We start from the raw sequence: 19022 nt of genomic DNA on the forward strand, positions 1-19022 counted from the left end.
CACATGATACTCTTCGCAAATGCTAAAATAAATATTGGACTGCAAGTGATTGCCAAGCGGACAGACGGTTACCATGAATTGAATAGTGTATTCTATCCGCTACCGCTCTATGACATTATAGAGCTGTTGGAGACAGATAAGGAACAATCGACATTGACAGTTCAGGGGGAACGTATCCCCGGAGATCAAGCCGACAATCTCTGCTTACGGGCTCATGCGCTGTTAAAAAAAGAATTTGATATTCCTTCCGTCACGATTGATTTAATCAAACAGATTCCGATCGGAGCTGGGCTTGGAGGAGGATCTGCAGATGCATCTTTTGTCTTGAAAGGGCTTAATGAATTGTTTAAATTAAACTTAACAGACCTACAATTAAAAGAATATGCAGCACAATTAGGCGCGGATTGCCCATTCTTTATTGGAAATACGCCTGTATTTGCGACTGGAATCGGGACAGATTTTAAGACGGTATCGCTTGACCTAAGTGAATACTATATCGCCGTTATTATGCCTGATATTCATATCTCAACTGCTGAGGCGTACAAGGGTGTGAAGCCAAAGGCTTCGGATGTCAACCTGGAGGAAGCGATCCGTTTACCCATTCAGGAGTGGAAGTTCCTGATTCGAAATGATTTTGAAGATGATATTTTTGATAACCATCCTTTATTGAAAGAGATCAAAGAAGCATTGTATCAGAAAGGGGCGATATATGCCTCCATGTCCGGCTCTGGTGCTGCCATTTATGGTATTTTCTGGGAAAAAACAGATCTAAGTGAGTTTTCCCGCTATGGAAAGATTTATTATCCGGTTGCGCTAACGCAATAATATCATTTTAAAGAAAAAATAAGCCATACCTAGCGAAATGTATGGCTTATTACTTTTCAGCTTGATGCTATTAATATTCTTCTTCTACCTTATAGTCTAATAATTCACGGGCTTCTTTAAGAACTTTTTCTTTTCTGTCTTTGTTGAGTCCTAGAAAATCAAGTTTTTCAGGACTGCTTACAATATCTTTTACGAGGATCACCTGATTTTTTAATAGCTGCTGTTCCTCCAGGTCCGAAAGCGTCGTCAAACAGGTGATAGGGTAAAAGACCGCCTTGTCGACTCTTCTTTTGATGCTATTTTCTTTTGGATAATCCCAGGATAGCAGATTGATGCCATAATACTCTGCAAAATCAATGGAATCTGTTGTAAAATAGGCGTTTGTAATCAACCAGCCTTCCTGAAATTGCAATTTTTTACCGAAAAACTCGTAATCAATCCCGCTGATATCTTTAAATCTTGACAGGTAATACATGGCTGTGGTGACGGAAATCTTAGCATCAATATCATTTCTAAATTTACATTCTGCTGTCATTAATTTACCATCCTTATACGCGACGACATCCAACTCGTGGGAAACGGCATGCCCCTGTACCGTTTGTCCGGTGGTGCTTTCGTAACCGATGGAGCGCAGCAGATGTGCAATATATTTTTCAAAATAAAAACCCTCTGGTCCCAGATCGCGTAGTGCCTTCTTTAGGCTGTAGCGTGCAGCAAATGAGCTACGAACTGTTTTTAGCGTATCGAAGGCCAGTTGATACAACTCCCTCGTGGAAATACCATCATATATTTCACTGATAACACGAGTGTATACTTGGTTTACCTGCTCCATATTTGCTCCCGAACGGGAAAGAGAGTGCTTTAAGGCCTCACCGTTAAAAGGTACTAATTCACCGGAATATTTTTTGACTTGCATGGACATTGAATTTGATAAATACGAATATAAGCGATGTGATCGGAGAAATCACATAAAAAACTATTATTCTATATGTAAACTTTTTTGGGGCATCATTTGTTTACATTAAGAAACAATACTTAAATATAGATAATTATGAGTAACCTATTGACATTTGCATTTGACAAGATTAAAGCTAAGATAAAGGATGACTGTATTGAAGAGAATATTGGAGCTTCCGAACGTGTATTATCTGTAATTGCCGGTGGCTTTATTTTAGGGTTGGGAGTTAAAAAGCTTTTTAAATCACCACTGACGGGGATTTCGGGTTTGACACTTGGCGGGACACTAATTTATCGTGGCGTGACGGGGCATTGTGACGTAAAAAAAATGCTGGAAGATAAGGATGTTAAAAAGGTGGAAGTAATCGAACATCGTTATTTTGTTAAATAGCAATGGATGGCGTGTTTTTCGTTAAAAAAAGCTGAACAAGGATTCGTGAAGTTGCAAGACACATGGATTCACTTTTGTTACAGCTGAACGATAGCAGGAATGTCGGATATGAAAGAAAAAACCGGAGTTCGAAAAGGTAATTTCGGACTCCGGTTTTTCCAGCCTGATGAATTAATCAGCTAGTTTTATACGTTAAAACGGAAGTGCATAATGTCTCCATCTTGCACGATATAAGTTTTTCCCTCTACGGCTAATTTCCCAGCCTCTTTTACAGCACTTTCTGAACCTAAAGTAACAAAGTCGTCGTATTTGATCACCTCAGCGCGAATAAATCCTTTCTCAAAGTCCGTGTGAATAACACCTGCTGCCTGAGGGGCAGTAAAACCGTTTTCAATCGTCCAAGCGCGTACTTCCTGAACACCAGCAGTAAAGTAGGTAGCTAAATTCAATAGTGAATAGGCCGCTCTAATCAATTTGTGAACACCGGATTCTTCCAAACCAAGATCATCCAAAAACATCTTGCGTTCTTCATAGCTCTCTAATTGCGCAATTTCAGATTCAATTTGAGCGGATATGATCAAGACTTCGGCTTTCTCATCTTTGACCGCTTCTTTTACACGCTCCACATAAGTATTACCTGTATTGACAGATCCTTCGTCGACATTACATACATACAGTACAGGTTTCGCTGTTAATAAAGCCAAGTCTTGAATAAATTCAAAATCTTCGGCTTCAATCGGAGCTGTACGTGCTGATTTACCTGATTCCAAATGTTCTTTGACAACGGAAAGTATATCAAAAGTCTTTTTTGCATCTTTATCACCGCCAGTTTTTGCCATTTTCTCTACTTTTTGGATACGTTTTACCACGGTATCCAAATCCTTTAGCTGCAATTCTGTATCGATGATTTCTTTATCTCTGATCGGATCTACAGAACCATCCACATGAATGACATTTCCATCATCAAAACATCTCAAAACGTGAATGATCGCATTTGTGGTACGAATATTTCCTAAGAACTGGTTCCCTAATCCTTCTCCTTTTGACGCTCCCTTCACCAATCCCGCGATATCGACGATTTCAATGGTATTGGGAACGATACGTTGTGGATTGACTAACTCAGCTAATTTATTTAGACGGGCATCCGGTACGGTAATTACCCCAACATTTGGTTCAATTGTACAAAATGGAAAGTTTGCTGCCTGTGCTTTCGCATTCGACAGACAGTTAAATAATGTTGATTTACCAACGTTTGGTAAACCTACGATACCGCATTGTAAAGCCATATATAGTGCAAATTTTTGAAATTGCACAAAGATAGAAAATTCACTGTAATTTTTAACTATCTTGTGGTATGCTTCAGTGGTACAAAATTGATGAGGCCCAATTTTTAAAGGATAAGGGGATAACCGAACATAAGTTTGGCGGAAAAACCATTTGCCTGACTTGGTTTGAAGAGCAATTGCATGCATTTTCCAGAAAATGTCCGCATGCGGGAGCTCCCTTAAAAAACGGCTGGTGTGAGCGGGGCAAAGTAATCTGTCCCTTTCATCGGCATGAATTTGATCTTGTGACGGGAAAAGGGGCCCCTGCTCAACATGACTTTATTCATATTTATCCTATTAAACAGGAGGGCGGTGCCCATTTTGTAGGCATTGAGAAAGGTTTTTGGCAAAATTTTCTCCCTTCTAAAAGTAACTAAAGTATCATATCTCCCGATGTAATCGCATATCTAAGCAGTAAATAAGTATATTTGCTTTCGAAAACAAATTAAAAACATGCAGGGGAAAAAGATTGGTATAATAGGTAGCGGGAGCTGGGCGACGGCGATGATCAAGATGCTATGCGAAAATGACCAAGACAAACATATTTTTTGGTGGATTAGAAAAGAGGAAGATGCAGAATATATTCAAAAGTTTAAACACAACCCAACCTATTTGAGTGGCGTTGCTGTCGATTTGAGTATTACCAGCATTGATACCAATGCAAAAAATGTAGTTGCCAATTCAGATATTGTTATTTTAAATACGCCGGCTGCCTATTTAAAAGATGCATTGAGTGGTATCACCAAGGAAGATTTCAAAGATAAAATAGTAGTATCAGCCATCAAGGGGATTATTCCTAAGGATAACTTGATCATCGGTGAGTTTTTGGAACAGCGCTATGACATCGATATAAGGCAGATCTGTGTGGTAGGTGGTCCTTGTCATGCCGAAGAAGTGGCGCTGGGTAAGCTGTCTTACCTGACATTTGGCTGCAAAAATCTCGATAATGCTGCCTTGGTTGCTTCGCTTTTATCTTCTCGGGTTATAAAAACGATCCTTTCGGAAGATATTATAGGAATAGAGTTTGGGGCCGTATTAAAGAATATTTATGCCCTTGCAGGCGGTATATGTCATGGCTTGGGCTATGGCGATAACTTTCAGGCGGTACTGGTTTCCAATGCCATTCGGGAGATGCGCCGGTTTGTCGCTAAAGTAGATGGGGACACGTCCCGGGATGTCAATACCTCTGCTTACTTAGGCGACTTGTTGGTCACAGCATATTCACAGTTCAGCCGCAACAGAACATTTGGGAATATGATCGGCAAAGGATATAGTGTGCAATCTGCCCAACTCGAAATGAATATGGTGGCTGAAGGTTATTATGCTTCGGCCTGCATTCAGGAATATGCAGAGAAGTATGCTGTCGAGTTACCTATTTGTGATGCCGTATATCAGATTTTATACGCACATCAACCCGCATCCAAAATTATTCAAGCTTTGAGTGAAAAATTAACTTAAACGTAGCGATAAAGTAAATGATAACAAAAGAAGCAATTGCTTTAGCTTATAAAGAAATTCAAGATGAAATATGCCAGGCGCTGGAGCGTTTGGATGGTTCGGCCCGATTTGAGGAAGAACTATGGGAAAGAGAAGGCGGGGGCGGCGGCCGTACGCGGATTATTCAGAACGGAAATATCCTGGAAAAAGGTGGAGTCAACTTTTCTGCTGTGCACGGGAAACTACCTGAGAGCATAAAGAAGGCTTTTGGCGTAGACGAAGATGATTTCTTTGCCACCGGAGTTTCCATTGTTATTCACCCCAATAATCCTTGGGTACCGATTATTCATATGAATATCCGGTATTTTGAATTGAATGAGGAGATGCGCTGGTTTGGCGGGGGGATTGACCTGACGCCACACTATGTGAATGAAGCGGACGCCCAGTTTTTTCATCAGCAATTAAAAACGGTCTGTGATAAACATAATCCGACTTTTTACGATGAATTTAAAAAATGGGCCGACGAGTATTTCTTCATTCGCCACCGACAAGAAACCCGTGGAATAGGCGGGGTATTCTACGATAAGTTAAATACGGCGAAAACAGGAATGTCCATGGCGGATATTTTTGCATTTTCCTGTGATTTAGGGCGTAGTTTTGCACCTACTTATACCACATTGGTCGATAGAAACAGAAATAGGGCGTACGATGAGGCACAAAAAAATTGGCAATTGATCCGCCGCGGGCGTTACGTTGAGTTTAATTTAGTCTGGGATTCCGGTACTAAATTTGGACTTGAGACAAATGGTCGCATAGAGTCCATATTGATGAGTCTACCATCCCAGGCCAATTGGGTATATGACCATCAACCTGAAGAAGGCTCCGAAGAAGCCAAGACCTTGTCCTTACTGCGAAAAGGTATTAACTGGATTTCATAAAATCGAAAAAAAACTACATGGTTTCATACCAAAAATTTACATTAGAAAACGGACTTCGTGTATTGATACACGAAGATCATAACACGGCAATGGCCTGTGTGAACATATTATACGATGTAGGCGCACGCGATGAGTCTCCGGAGCAGACGGGTTTTGCCCATTTGTTTGAGCATCTTATGTTTGGTGGTAGCGTCAATATCCCTAATTTTGATACCGAACTGCAGAAAGTCGGCGGAGAGAATAATGCCTTCACCAGCAATGATATCACCAATTACTATATTACGTTGCCTTCTTCCAACCTGGAGACTGCACTGTGGTTAGAATCCGATCGTATGTTAAGTCTGGCATTCTCACCACAGAGTCTTGAAGTGCAGCGAAATGTGGTAAGCGAAGAATTTAAACAACGCTATCTCAATCAGCCTTATGGTGATGCCTGGCTCAAGCTGCGCCCTCTGGCTTATAAGGTGCACCCGTATCGTTGGGCTACCATTGGGAAAGAACTAAAACATATCGAAGATGCAACCATGGCGGATGTCAAGGCCTTCTTCAAACTACACTATAATCCGCAGAGTGCGATTATGGTGATTTCGGGAGATGTTTATTATGAAGAAGTAAAATCTTTGGTTGAAAAATGGTTTGCCGATATCGAACCCGGTCAAAAATATCACCGCCAGTTGCCACAGGAGCCTGTACAACAGGAATTAAGAAGGGAGACCGCTTTTGCTCCGGTACCTTTAGATGCGCTCTATATGGCTTTTCATGGTCCAGCACGACTGGAAGAAGGCTATTTTGCCATGGATTTACTTTCGGATATCCTGTCCAGAGGCTCTTCATCGAGACTGTATCGCAGACTGGTGAAAGGGGAGCAGGTTTTTAGCGAATTAAATGCCTACGTAATGGGTAGTATTGACAATAACTTGTTTGTGATCGAAGGTAAACCATCCGAAGGAATAACACTGGAAGAAGCGGAACGTGCCGTATGGGGAGAGCTCGATTTATTGAAAAAAGAATTGGTATCTAAGGCAGAACTGGAAAAAGTAAAAAATAAAATCGAGTCGACAAATGTGTTTGCTGAGCTGTCCATCTTGGATAAGGCAATGAATTTGGCGTTCCATGAATTGCTTGGTGACGCCAACGGTATCAATACAGAAGTATCAAAATATCTGGCTGTAACGGCTGAGGAAGTGCAACAGCAAGCAAGAGCTATTTTTAACCCTGAAAACGCATCAATATTAATGTATAAAGCACAAGAGGAGGAGATACGTCATGTTGGATAGAACAAAAGCGCCCAAATTCCGCGAAATCGCTCATATAAGCTTGAAGCAACCAGTCAAAAAACAGTTTGCAAACGGCTTACCTGTATATGTGTTTCATTCACCCGAACAAGAACTTGTCCGTATTGAATGGATTTTTGAGAATAAGTATCTAGATGAACAAAATGAAAATCCGCTACTAAATAGTGCATTATGTGCATTGCTCAAAGAGGGGACAACGACGATGTCAAGTGCGGAGATTGCTGACAAGGTCGATTTTTATGGTGCATTTCTTGTTCCCGAATATTCTTTCGACGTGACGTCTTTGTCGTTGTATACATTGAATCGACATAGCAAAGTGTTGTTACCCTTAGTAAAAGATATTTTAACGGAAGCATCGATTCCGCAGGAGGAGCTCGATACTTACCTTCGTAATAATAAGCAAAAGTTTCAGGTATCTATTCAAAAAAATGACTACCTGGCGCGACGCAAGTTCTACAACCTGATCTTCGGTGAAAATAATCGTTATGGACGTACACCAAAACTTGACGATTATGACGCCATTAACCGTGAGCAATTGACGGCACTGTATCGCAAAGAAATCGTACCTAATAATTGTACCTTGATTGTTTCAGGCAATGTTTCTAATGACCTCATCAACGAGCTGGAACAGATCTTTGGCTTTGAGTGGCAAGGACCTGAGGCAGCAGTTCTTGCTGCGAGTCCCATATTGATTCAGGAGTCAAGAGGTTTAGCTTACGAAGAAAAAGAAAATGCGCTACAATCGGCTATTCGTTTGGGAAGTCAGACAATTTCGAGAACGCATCCGGATTACCCGGCACTACAGTTTGTTAATACACTGTTAGGCGGTTTTTTTGGTTCAAGGTTGATGCGCAATATCCGCGAGGAAAAAGGGTATACCTATAGTATCGGATCGGCTGTGGCCACGTTAAAACATACGGGTTTCTTAACCATTGCTACAGAAGTTGGTGTAGATGTAACCAATGCAACTTTAGTCGAGATAGAGAAGGAGATCAATCTGCTGAAGACCACACTGGCTTCGGAAGAGGAAGTTGATTTGGTGAAAACGTATATGGAAGGATCTCTATTGGGATCATTGGAGAGTATATTTTCTCATGCTGATAAATTCAAGAGTGTTTTGTTGAACGACATGAGCCTAACGTATTATTCTTATTACATGGAGCAAGTTAAAAATATGACGCCCGAAAAAGTTCGTGATATTGCTGATAAATACCTTGATTTTGAGCAAATGGTAAAGGTTGTGGTGGGTAAATTCAACCAATTCGAACCGATTCATCAAGCGGTTGTAAATTAAATTTCACAGACTACAAAAATCAAATCCAACTTTGTATTTTTGGTTTTTGTTAAAAAAAGCATACGATCCAGCATGGAATTAAAATTAAAAAGACCATTGGTATTTTTCGATTTGGAGACGACAGGAGTTAATGTTGCGACCGATCGAATTGTAGAAGTATCATTTTTGAAAGTGATGCCCAGTGGTGAAGAAACAGTATATACGAAGAAAATTAATCCAGAAAGACCGATTCCTGCGGAATCAACGTTTTTCCATGGCATTCGTGACGAAGATATTAAAGATGCGCCAACATTTAAAGCAATTGCAGTAGAATTGGCCGCTTTTATTGGTGAGTCGGACTTGGCAGGATATAATTCAAATAAGTTTGACGTGCCCATGCTCATGGAAGAGTTTTTACGTGCAGGCGTAGATTTTTCTTTGGAGGGGCGTGCCTTTGTTGATGTACAGAACATCTTCCATCAAATGGAACAACGTACATTAAAGGCAGCCTATAGGTTCTATTGCGATGAGAACCTTGAAAATGCGCATACCGCCGAAGCAGATGTGCGCGCTACCTATGAAGTGTTGAAAGCGCAATTGACTAAATATGAGGGCGCCGCATTCGAGGACCGTCATGGCGTGGTTTCATATCCCGTCGTCAATGATGTGGCTGCATTACATGAGTTTACAAACTTAAGTAAACCCGTGGATTTTGCCGGACGGATTGTATATAACGAAGACGGATTGGAAACCATTAATTTTGGTAAACACAAAGGTAAGGCCATTGTAGAAGTATTTGAGCAGGAACCTAGTTATTATGCCTGGATGCAGAATGGTGATTTTCCTTTATATACCAAAAAAGTACTGGAAAATATCTGGATAAGATATAAGAAAGAAAAAAGTGAGCAAAAAGCGAAAGCGGCACCTACCCATTCGGTAGAGGATAAAAAAACTGCTAAAAAGGAGTTCAATCAGCAAAAAGAAGAGGCACCCCAAAGTATCTCGCTGGACATGCTGAAAGGATTGCAAGATAAATTTAAAAAATAACTTTATTAATAGCTTAGAAAAAGGATTATGGAATTCAAACAAGAAGTGGAGCATGTACAATGTTTGATTATTGGTTCAGGTCCAGCGGGATATACTGCAGCAATTTATGCAGCTCGTGCGGATATGAAGCCGGTAGTTTATACAGGTATTGTACCGGGGGGGCAGTTGACACAAACAACAGAAGTGGACAATTTTCCGGGATACCCAAAAGGGATTACCGGTCCAGTTATGATGGAAGATTTACGGGAGCAAGCTGAACGCTTCGGAACTTCCGTGCGCTTTGGTTATGTGACAAAAGTAGACTTTACAGGTGATGTACATCGTGTAGAAATAGACGGAACAGTACAAGTTACAGCAGACACGGTGATCATTGCCACAGGAGCAACGGCGAAGTGGCTGGGCTTGGAATCCGAACAAAAATATAACGGTTTTGGCGTATCAGCGTGTGCTGTGTGTGATGGTTTCTTCTTTAAAAATCAGGAAGTTGCGATTGTAGGTGCCGGCGACACTGCTGCAGAAGAGGCAACTTATCTCGCAAAATTATGTTCGAAAGTACATATGTTGGTGCGTCGTGATGAATTCAGAGCTTCCAAAGCGATGGTACACCGTGTAATGAACACGCCAAATATCGAAGTGCATTATAACTCCGAAGCAAAAGAAGTTTTAGGTGACGGTCAGGTAGTGACTGGAATCCGAGTCATCAACAACAAAGACCAGTCTGAAAAAGATCTGGACGTAACAGGCTTCTTCGTGGCAATCGGTCATAAACCCAATACGGAATTATTTACAGGAGTATTGGATATGGACGAAACAGGATATCTGATTACTAAGCCAGATAGTACCGCAACGAATATACCAGGAGTATTTGCCTGTGGAGATGTACAGGACAATATATTCCGTCAGGCAATTACTGCGGCCGGTACTGGTTGTATGGCAGCGCTTGAAGCAGAAAGATATCTTGCCGCCAAAGAAAGCGGAGAATAGAACGGCGAAAAATAGGGAATTCCGAATGGTATATGTCCCCGCAAAAATAAACGGATTAACGTATCTGTAGTAATGAGCCCGATTTAACATCGGGCTCATTTTTTTTCCATACAACTATTCGATTAGATGGATTCAACTTGTAAAAATAGTTTTCAAAAAGACNNGTCTTTTTGAAAACTATTTTTATATTTGTACTGTCGTTAACAATTGGCGTTGGCAACGAACATAAAATCTAGACTACAAATTTTGAACAAGTATGAACAACGACTATCTAACCGCTTCTGTAAGCAACTGGGAAACTAGCCCGATTTCTAATTCCTTCCTTTTTATTTGTCGAATGCGAATGTGCCGTTGAGCACTTTCTTTTTTCTTGTTTATGCTTCATTAAACAAGTAATCCGAGTTTTAAAAAACAAAAGTACCAATGGCGTTGGCACTTGTTTTCGTATTCACATTAAATAGAACTGACAATGAAAAATTTCAGCGTACTCTCGTATGCTATTTTAGCTGTGCTTTTGCTGTATACTTTTGCGTCGGTACAAGCACAGCAGCCTCAACCGATCATCAACGCGTCCCTAATAGGAACGGTAATAGATGCGACAACCAAAGAGCCCATTGAAGGAGTGACCATACAATTGGAAGCTGTGACACATAGTGTAAAAACAGACCGCAATGGTAAATTCCAATTTGTCACAGGGCAGAAACTACCTTTTTCGCTTATCTTAACCTTTGTTGGTTATCAGAAGAAAAAGATCATCGTAAATACCTCACCAGCCGTTATTGAGCTTTCTCCTTCATCGGAGGATCTGGAGGAGGTCGTGGTCGTGGGTTACGGAACCCAAAAACGCCGTGATTTGACAGGAGCGGTGGCATCCTTGCCGGAAAATCTGCTCAAGCAACCTGTGTCTTCTCTCGATCAGACCCTGAAAGGCGGGATTTCTGGTGTTCAGGTTACGCAAACTTCGGGACAGCCCGGAGGCGGCGTGAGTATCCGTATACGTGGCGGTGCATCCGTTCAGGGCGGAAATGAACCGCTATATGTCATCGATGGCTTTCCTGTCTATAATCAGACGGAAAGCACGGGTGTTGGGAGCGGAACCCCCGTGAATCCCCTGGCCAGTATTAATCCTGCGGATATTGAAAGTATTGAAGTATTAAAAGACGCTGCAGCGACAGCAATATATGGTTCACGTGGGGCAAACGGCGTCATTTTGGTGACCACCAAAAAAGGAAAAGCCGGACATGTACAGTTGAACTATGATGGTAGTATCGGTGCGCAAAGTGTGCTCAAGAAAATTGACGTCTTAAATGCCCATGATTTTGCCGTTCTTCGAAACGAGGCATTGTATGATGCCAACCCTAGTTTGGGTCAAAATCAATATCGGAAACAGACAGAGCTGGATCAATTAGGGGAAGGAACAAATTGGCAAAAGGAGGCCTTTCGGACCGGGAAAATACAAAACCATCAATTGTCATTGTCTGGAGGAGCTGAGAAAGTGCAGTATTTTCTGGGGGCAAATTACTTCGATCAGGAAGGCGTCATTATAAATACAGATTTCAGACGTTTGGGATTCCGTTCGAACATCAATGCAAATCCCTTCGATCGTTTGCAGGTAGGAGCCAATTTATCCATTAATAAGACAAATGCCCAAATCGCTCCATCAGGTATCGTAAATGCACTGCTGATTATGCCGCCTACGGCTACAATATACGAGCCCAACGGCGATTACACCCTACGCAATCCCTTTGAGAACATCTTTGCTAATCCTATTGCGACATTGAAAGAAACCACAAACACATCAAATGGTTTACGTGTCTTAGGTACTTCCTTTGCACAGTACCGTATTCTGAAAGGACTACAGGCGAAAGTGCTTCTTGGGGTTGATCTTAATAACCGCAATGACAAATTCTATCTTCCGTCCTATATCTATGAAGGTGTGGGATCAAATGGGGAGGCAAGTTTGGGAAATTTAAATGGCACTTCTTGGCTGAATGAGAATACCTTAACTTATACCGGAGTTATCGGGCAACATAATTTCAATGCGTTGCTGGGTTTTACACAGCAGGAAAATAAAAATGAAGTGTTCAGCGCCGGTGCACAGAATTTTGTCACAGACGATTTGCTTTTCAATAACCTGCAGAGTGGCTCTATCCTCACAAGACCAACCTCGGATACCTATAATTGGGTGTTGCATTCCTATTTGGCGCGTGTCAACTATAATTATGCAAATAAATATTATGTTTCGGCGAGTGTACGTCGTGACGGCAGCTCCAGATTTGGCGCTGACAATAAATGGGGAAATTTCCCCTCATTGGCGTTCTCATGGCGTATAATAAACGAGCCCTTTTTTAAACAGGTTTTCCCCGGTATTGATGATTTTAAAATACGCACTAGCTTCGGCACAACCGGAAATCAGGAGATAGGACAATATCAATCACTTTCCACCTTGTATAGTTTAAATTACCTCTTTGGAAATAACGTGATCACAGGATTTGCGTCACAACGGGTGCCGAATAAGAACCTGGGTTGGGAGACTACCTTTCAATATGATGCCGGTTTTGACCTTTCACTTTTGAGAAATCGATTGCAGTTTACTGTTGACTATTATTATAAAAAGACAAAAGACCTCTTATTGAATGTGGAGATTCCCTGGACCTCAGGTTATGCCACTTCACTACAAAACTTCGGTTCTGTTTCAAATAAAGGTTTAGAGTTCGGTCTGAAATCAAAAAATCTACAGGGAAACCTCAGTTGGAATACAGATTTAAATGTCTCATTTAACCGAAATAAGGTGTTAACTATCGGTGAAGGCGCCACATCTTATGTTGCTGGAAACTATATCATTAAAGTTGGAGAACCTTTGGGTACTTTTTATGGGACTGTTATCGATGGTATTCTACAATCGGGTGAAGAGAATGGTAAGGGGGCGTTGACCGGGAATGCAAATCCTAAAGCCGGCGATCGCCTGTATAAGGATATCAATGGCGATGGCCAGTTTACCACTGCCAACGACCGGACCATCATCGGCAACGCGCAGCCTGATTTTATATTTGGTATCAGTAATACGCTTTCCTACAAAGGATTTGACCTATCTTTCCTGATTCAGGGAACAGTTGGCAACGACCTGCTGAATATCAACCGCCAAAACCTCGAGATGTTTACCGGTCAACAGAACGCATCGATTGATGCGCTAAACCGTTGGACAAAAGACAATCCAAGCCGGCTATATCCGCGAGCCAAACTTGACCCTGCTCCGGTATTCTCGAATCAATTTGTTGAAAGCGGAGCATTTGCGCGGCTGAAGTCGCTGCAATTTGGCTACAGCTTTCCGAAAGAATGGTTGAAAAATGCACATATTACGAATTTGAATCTATACCTGGCTGCACAAAATCTATTGACATGGACTAGCTACAGGGGATTTGACCCTGAAGTAACCTCAGGTAGCAACGTACAGATTGGTACGGATGCTGGAATTTATCCAGCTGCTAAGTCTGTTTCTGTTGGTATATCCTTAACCTTCTAATTTTTACAGATCCCAATGAAAAAATTATATTATTCTATTCCTTTATTGTTCGTTTTGTTAACAGGAATCTCCTGTTCAAAATTGACCGAGAAGCCCGAAAGTGCATTGGTTTCCGAACAGTTTTACCTGAATCAAGGACAAGCAGTGGCCGCAGTAACGGGTACTTATCGAAAACTGTATGAGACGGGGCAATCGTTGTACAACAGCTTATTCCAGATCGGCGTGGAGATGGCAACAGATGACTATGAAGCAGGACCCCGGGCGCGAAATGCCCATGTGCGCGCCATCAGTAATTTAACCCACGACGCCTCAAACGATCGGATGGAACAACTCTGGAAACAAAGTTATGATGCCATTAACGCGTCAAATCTAAATATCGTTAATATCGAAGCGATGAACCAAAATCAGATCGATGCCACGGTACAACAACGCCTGGTCAACGAAGCTAAATTTTTGCGTGCATTACATTACTTCAATCTGGTGCGCTGGTTTGGCCCTGTTCCGCTTGTCATACGTCCCACAGAAGGCTTATCAGCACAAGAATTATACGTGGCAAAAGCTTCAGAAGACGAAGTCTATGCACAGATTATAAACGATCTAAAAGCTGCCTCCAGTCTCCCGAATTATAAGAATTATGGCGATGCGGACAAAGGTCGTGCTACATCCGGTGCGGCTAAAAGCCTCCTGGCCAAGGTATACCTGACCCGATTGGATTGGACTAATGCCAAATTGTTAGCCAAGGATGTGGTTGACAAAGAGGGATATGCACTTTTTCCGGATTTTTCAGATGTCTTCGATATCGATAAAAAAAATGGTATTGAACATATTTTTTCAGCGCAGTTTAAAGGAAATAGTGGCTACCAAGGGAACTCATTGGCCAGTCGTTCCGCTCCGGCAGATATACCCGGTATCAATGGGGATTACGCCGATGCCCTACATGCTGAAGGTGGCCTGTACAAGAGCTTTGCGCTGACTGATAAACGTCTTTCCGTAACATTTACAACTGGCATGATATCACCCACAGATGGAAAATATTATGCGCTAACCAAGCCACAATTCAATAAGTATTATGACCAGACCGTAGTCGGCAACCAGGCACAGTCTTCAAAGAATACCCCCATCATACGATATGCTGAGGTCCTGCTTATTTTGGCAGAAGCGGAAAATGAGTTAAATGGGCCAACGCAGGAAGCGCGTGATGCGATCAATGCCGTCCGTATACGCGCTGGCGTTGAAAAGCTGTCTGATACGGAAAGCAAAGATAGCTTTCGGGAACTGGTATTTGAGGAACGACGCAAGGAATTGGTCTATGAGTACCAACGTTGGTTTGACTTGGTACGTCGTGGAGCAAACTATTACATCACAAAACTAAAAACGGCAGGAAAAACAAATGCTGCAGCGCGACATCTTCATTTTCCAACACCGCAACGGGAGCTGAATTTGAATCCAAAATTGGTTCAACATCCAGACTGGTTGGCTAAATAACGGATGGTATCGCTGTTATGGAACACTCTATTTTTATTCGTACTACAAAACATCATAAATTATGAAAACAATATACATTCTTATCGCACTTTGTCTAAGCTGGGCGCTGAACAGGAGTATTGCACAGGACAAACGACCAAATATTGTATTAATTCTGGTTGACGACTTGGGTTTTTCAGACATAGCGCCTTATGGCGGAACAGATTTTCATACCCCAAATTTGACGGAGCTGGCAAAACAGGGTACACGTTTCCAGGAGTTTTATAATAATTCGATCTGTGCGCCGACGCGAGCAACATTATTGACAGGACAATATGCACATCGCGCGGGTATGGGGTATTTTAATGTTAACCTTGGCCTGCCCGCATACCAGGGCTTTTTAAACCACGAGTCGCTGACGCTGGCGGAAGTACTAAAAGGAGCGGGCTATTCTACCATTATCTCCGGAAAATGGCATGTTGGCGATGATTATGACCAATGGCCTGCGCAACGTGGTTTTGAACGCTCCTTTAATTTTGTGGGTGGGGCTTCCAATTTTTATGAAATCAATGGACCTGAAAATCCTACCGTGCCTTTGTATCGAAATAATAAACCTTTCTATCTACCGCAAGGACGTTACCTCACGGACGAGATTACTGATCAGGCAATTGGCTTTCTGCGTGAACAAGAGCAGGATAAAAAACCGTTTTTTCTGTATCTCGCCTTTAACGCACCACATTGGCCTTTACAGGCTCCGGAAGAAGAAACCCAAAAATACAAGGGCGTATACCGGCAGGGCTGGGATAGCCTGCGTGTGAAACGTTATGAAAATGCGGTTCAAAGTGGAGTTTTTCCGAAAGGACAGCCTATTTCGACAAAGGATTCAAGTGTACAGGAATGGAACAAGCTCACCTATGACGAACAGCAATACTGGCAACGTCGACAGCAGGTGTTCGCTGCCATGGTCGATCGCGTCGACCAGAGTATCGGAAAAGTGCGAAAAACCTTGAAGGAACTGAAAAAAGACAAGAATACCATTATCATCTTTTTGTCCGATAACGGCGCACAAGGCGGTGATCGCAACCGCATCTATACCTCGCGGAATACGGAGACTGTAGGGTTGCCTGGTTCCTATGATATGCAAAATAGCAATTGGTCACAAACGGGCAACTCGCCCCTGCGGAGCTATAAAGATAATCCTTATGAAGGTGGTATCGGTGCGCCGTTTATTGTCTGGTTTCCAAAGGAAGTGAAAGCCAATGTTGTTAAGAAAGGTACGGGACACCTGATTGATATCGCCCCGACATTATATGATTTTGCCCAGGCAAAATATCCGTCAAAAGAGGGCAACTTACCCATCAATCCCTTACCAGGCATTAGTCTGAGAGCCTTATTGCATACCGATAAAAATCAGGTTGAGCGTCCGACTCCATTATTTTGGGAACGAGCCGGCAACAAAGCCGTACGGTATGGTAAATGGAAACTCGTGTCTTTATTCAAAGAGGGGAATAAACCACAGCTGTACAATATCGATGCGGACAGGGGTGAAAACAATAATGTCGCAGATCAATACCCGGAAATTGTTGAAGATCTCGAAGCGCGTTATAAGCTTTGGGCAAAAGAGAATGGGGTAGTGGACTATAAACTGCTGAAAATAAACAGTCAGTTTCGCTAGGCATAAAAGATAGGCTATGAAAACCCTGATGATGTATTCGTACCGAGTGAAGAGAGTTCATCTTTATCGTGGAGACTAAACACATATAAAAATTCTTATCAAATGAAAAAACTAACACTATGTATTGCCCTTATTTTTGGTGGTGCAAGTGCTCTTGTGGCACAAAGCAACAAGCCGAATATTATCTTGATTCTTGCCGATGACCTCGGATACTCCGATTTGGGTGCTTATGGATCGGAGATCGCAACCCCCAATCTGGATCGTCTGGCCAGCGAGGGAATACGGTTAAAACAATTTTATAATAACTCCATCTGTGCGCCAACACGCGCATCCCTGATTACAGGTCAGTACCAGCATAAAGCTGGCGTGGGGTATTTTTCCAATGATTTGGGCTTACCGGCTTACCAAGGTTATCTCAATGCTGAATCATTGACGATTGCCGAAGTTCTTCGTGCCAACGGCTACGTCACCGCGACATCAGGCAAATGGCATGTGTCTGGTAAAGGCAAGAGCCTGCCTTGGGACCGTGGTTTTGATTTCGTTTTTCCAAGAGAAGAAAAGAATTCAGATTCAGGAGCCCCGACATTTAAAGAAGCAACAGATGCTGCAGGCTACCCCTTGGAAAGTTCTTTTTCTACGGAAGTGATCAATCGGAAGGCCGAAGGTTTTCTAGATCAGATCAAGGGTCAGGATAAACCGTTCTTCCTATATTTAGCGCATACGGCACCGCATTGGCCTTTAGTAGCTCTACCACAGGATATTGCCAAGTATAAGGGATACTATGATAAAGGTTGGGAGAGCATCCGTAGGGCACGGTTTAAGCGCCAAAAAGAACTGGGGATAGTTGACAATACGACCACACTTTCCATTGCTGACGAAGATATCTACGACTGGGAACGCTTATCCTTTGATCAAAGACAGCAGTGGGCCAGAAAAATGGAAGTTTTCGCTGCGATGGTCGACCGCCTGGATCAGACAATCGGTAAATTGTTGCAAAAACTCAAAGAAAATGGCCAGTTAGACAATACCTTAATTGTGTTTCTGTCAGATAATGGTGCACCTGCAGAGGACCTCGTCCGTTGGTTCCATGGCGCCCGATTGAACAGTGGGCCAGTGGGTACGGTAGGTTCATTTGAATCACAAAGTAAAAATTGGTCTTATGCATCAAATACGCCGTTCAGGGCATTTAAAGATTACACCTACGAGGGTGGGATCAATGCTCCATTTATCGCCTGGTTTCCAGGGAAAATCGCCCGTGGCATCAAAAAAGGAACTGGCCATATCATCGATCTGGCGCCAACCTTCTATGAACTTGCCGGAGCCATTTATCCCAAGGAATATCAAGGCCATCAGGCAAATAAGCTTCCCGGAAAAAGTTTACTTCCGGTGCTGTTCAATCAGCAGGATACCGTAACGCGTGAAGAAGGTCTTTTTTGGGAGCGGGCTGGAAACCGTGCTGCACGGATAGGGAAGTGGAAGTTGGTGTCCACCTGGCCATCCTACAAGTGGGAACTATATGATCTGGAACTAGATCCGAGCGAACGAAAAGATATTGCGGCACAACATCACGATGTAGTATCGCGCCTATCTACCGCTTATTTTCGTTGGGCCAAGGATAACGGGGTGGTGGACTTTGCTGAATTAGAAAGCAAGGAACCGAGTAGTATGAAGGAGTTTCGGGAAAGTAAGGTGCAGGAGATCGCCGCACCAGCATTTCGTTTTTAAGAAGCAAACCCTTTTACAATGAAACAGACGTTTTAGGCTTCGGATTGATTACGGTTGAACCGTTTTACTTTACATTATTTTATAAAAAAGGCACCAAGTTCCAATGAATCGGGTGCCTTTTCGCTAACTGGAGCAATATCCAAATTTATCTGCCTCATTTCTC

15 protein-coding genes are annotated in these 19022 nt (G+C 42.4%); 13 read left to right on the forward strand and 2 right to left on the reverse strand.

From position 1 onward, the window contains the following. The first annotated feature begins 3 nt into the window (after positions 1-3). Positions 4-825: a 4-(cytidine 5'-diphospho)-2-C-methyl-D-erythritol kinase gene (gene ispE / locus B4G94_RS08520; protein ID WP_286858270.1), complete on the forward strand. Its 822-nt coding sequence runs from the start codon at positions 4-6 to the stop codon at positions 823-825. 70 nt (positions 826-895) lie between these two features. Here the strand turns inward: ispE and B4G94_RS08525 are convergent, their stop codons facing one another. Next, on the reverse strand, positions 896-1741 hold the full coding sequence (locus tag B4G94_RS08525) for an ATP cone domain-containing protein (protein ID WP_286858271.1): 846 nt from the start codon (positions 1739-1741) through the stop codon (positions 896-898). Between the two features lie 135 nt (positions 1742-1876). On the opposite strand from B4G94_RS08525, the gene B4G94_RS08530 reads away from it, so the two are divergent. Further along, entirely contained in the window at positions 1877-2173 is a 297-nt protein-coding gene (locus B4G94_RS08530; protein WP_108633805.1) for a YgaP family membrane protein, read from the forward strand. Positions 2174-2358: 185 nt separating this feature from the next. Here the strand turns inward: B4G94_RS08530 and ychF are convergent, their stop codons facing one another. Beyond that, positions 2359-3459: a redox-regulated ATPase YchF gene (gene ychF, locus B4G94_RS08535; protein WP_286858272.1), complete on the reverse strand. Its 1101-nt coding sequence runs from the start codon at positions 3457-3459 to the stop codon at positions 2359-2361. 68 nt (positions 3460-3527) lie between these two features. Here ychF and B4G94_RS08540 point away from each other — a divergent pair, with 68 nt between their 5' ends. The 11 genes from B4G94_RS08540 to B4G94_RS08590 all read left to right on the forward strand — a co-directional run bounded on the left by B4G94_RS08540 (position 3528) and on the right by B4G94_RS08590 (position 18859). Further along, complete coding sequence (locus B4G94_RS08540; protein ID WP_108633807.1) at positions 3528-3875, forward strand: Rieske (2Fe-2S) protein; 348 nt, start codon at positions 3528-3530, stop codon at positions 3873-3875. Between the two features lie 76 nt (positions 3876-3951). After that, on the forward strand, positions 3952-4956 hold the full coding sequence (locus B4G94_RS08545; RefSeq protein ID WP_108633808.1) for an NAD(P)H-dependent glycerol-3-phosphate dehydrogenase: 1005 nt from the start codon (positions 3952-3954) through the stop codon (positions 4954-4956). 17 nt (positions 4957-4973) lie between these two features. Next, positions 4974-5873: an oxygen-dependent coproporphyrinogen oxidase gene (gene hemF, locus B4G94_RS08550; protein WP_286858274.1), complete on the forward strand. Its 900-nt coding sequence runs from the start codon at positions 4974-4976 to the stop codon at positions 5871-5873. Positions 5874-5890: 17 nt separating this feature from the next. Further along, the gene (locus B4G94_RS08555; protein ID WP_108633810.1) at positions 5891-7150 is read left to right on the forward strand and encodes a M16 family metallopeptidase; all 1260 of its coding nucleotides are present in this window, start codon (positions 5891-5893) and stop codon (positions 7148-7150) included. Beyond that, on the forward strand, positions 7140-8462 hold the full coding sequence (locus B4G94_RS08560) for a M16 family metallopeptidase (protein ID WP_286858276.1): 1323 nt from the start codon (positions 7140-7142) through the stop codon (positions 8460-8462). The genes B4G94_RS08555 and B4G94_RS08560 overlap by 11 nt, the downstream gene beginning before the upstream one ends. Before the next feature lie 72 nt (positions 8463-8534). Continuing rightward, positions 8535-9488 (forward strand): 3'-5' exonuclease, encoded by a 954-nt coding sequence (locus B4G94_RS08565; RefSeq protein ID WP_165307188.1) that lies wholly within the window; start codon positions 8535-8537, stop codon positions 9486-9488. Between the two features lie 27 nt (positions 9489-9515). Next, the gene (gene trxB, locus B4G94_RS08570) at positions 9516-10472 is read left to right on the forward strand and encodes a thioredoxin-disulfide reductase (RefSeq protein ID WP_108633813.1); all 957 of its coding nucleotides are present in this window, start codon (positions 9516-9518) and stop codon (positions 10470-10472) included. 469 nt (positions 10473-10941) lie between these two features. After that, positions 10942-13995, forward strand: a complete 3054-nt coding sequence (locus tag B4G94_RS08575; RefSeq protein WP_286858279.1) for a SusC/RagA family TonB-linked outer membrane protein — start codon at positions 10942-10944, stop codon at positions 13993-13995. 15 nt (positions 13996-14010) lie between these two features. Beyond that, the gene (locus B4G94_RS08580; protein ID WP_286858281.1) at positions 14011-15480 is read left to right on the forward strand and encodes a RagB/SusD family nutrient uptake outer membrane protein; all 1470 of its coding nucleotides are present in this window, start codon (positions 14011-14013) and stop codon (positions 15478-15480) included. Positions 15481-15541: 61 nt separating this feature from the next. Then, complete coding sequence (locus B4G94_RS08585; protein ID WP_286858282.1) at positions 15542-17134, forward strand: arylsulfatase; 1593 nt, start codon at positions 15542-15544, stop codon at positions 17132-17134. A gap of 102 nt (positions 17135-17236) precedes the next feature. Next, a complete protein-coding gene (locus B4G94_RS08590) occupies positions 17237-18859 on the forward strand; it encodes an arylsulfatase (protein WP_286858283.1) in 1623 nt (540 codons plus the stop codon). Positions 18860-19022: the final 163 nt, after the last annotated feature.

This window comes from Sphingobacterium sp. UBA7625 (assembly GCF_002484085.1).
In the GTDB taxonomy this organism is placed as follows: Bacteria; Bacteroidota; Bacteroidia; order Sphingobacteriales; family Sphingobacteriaceae; genus Sphingobacterium; species Sphingobacterium athyrii.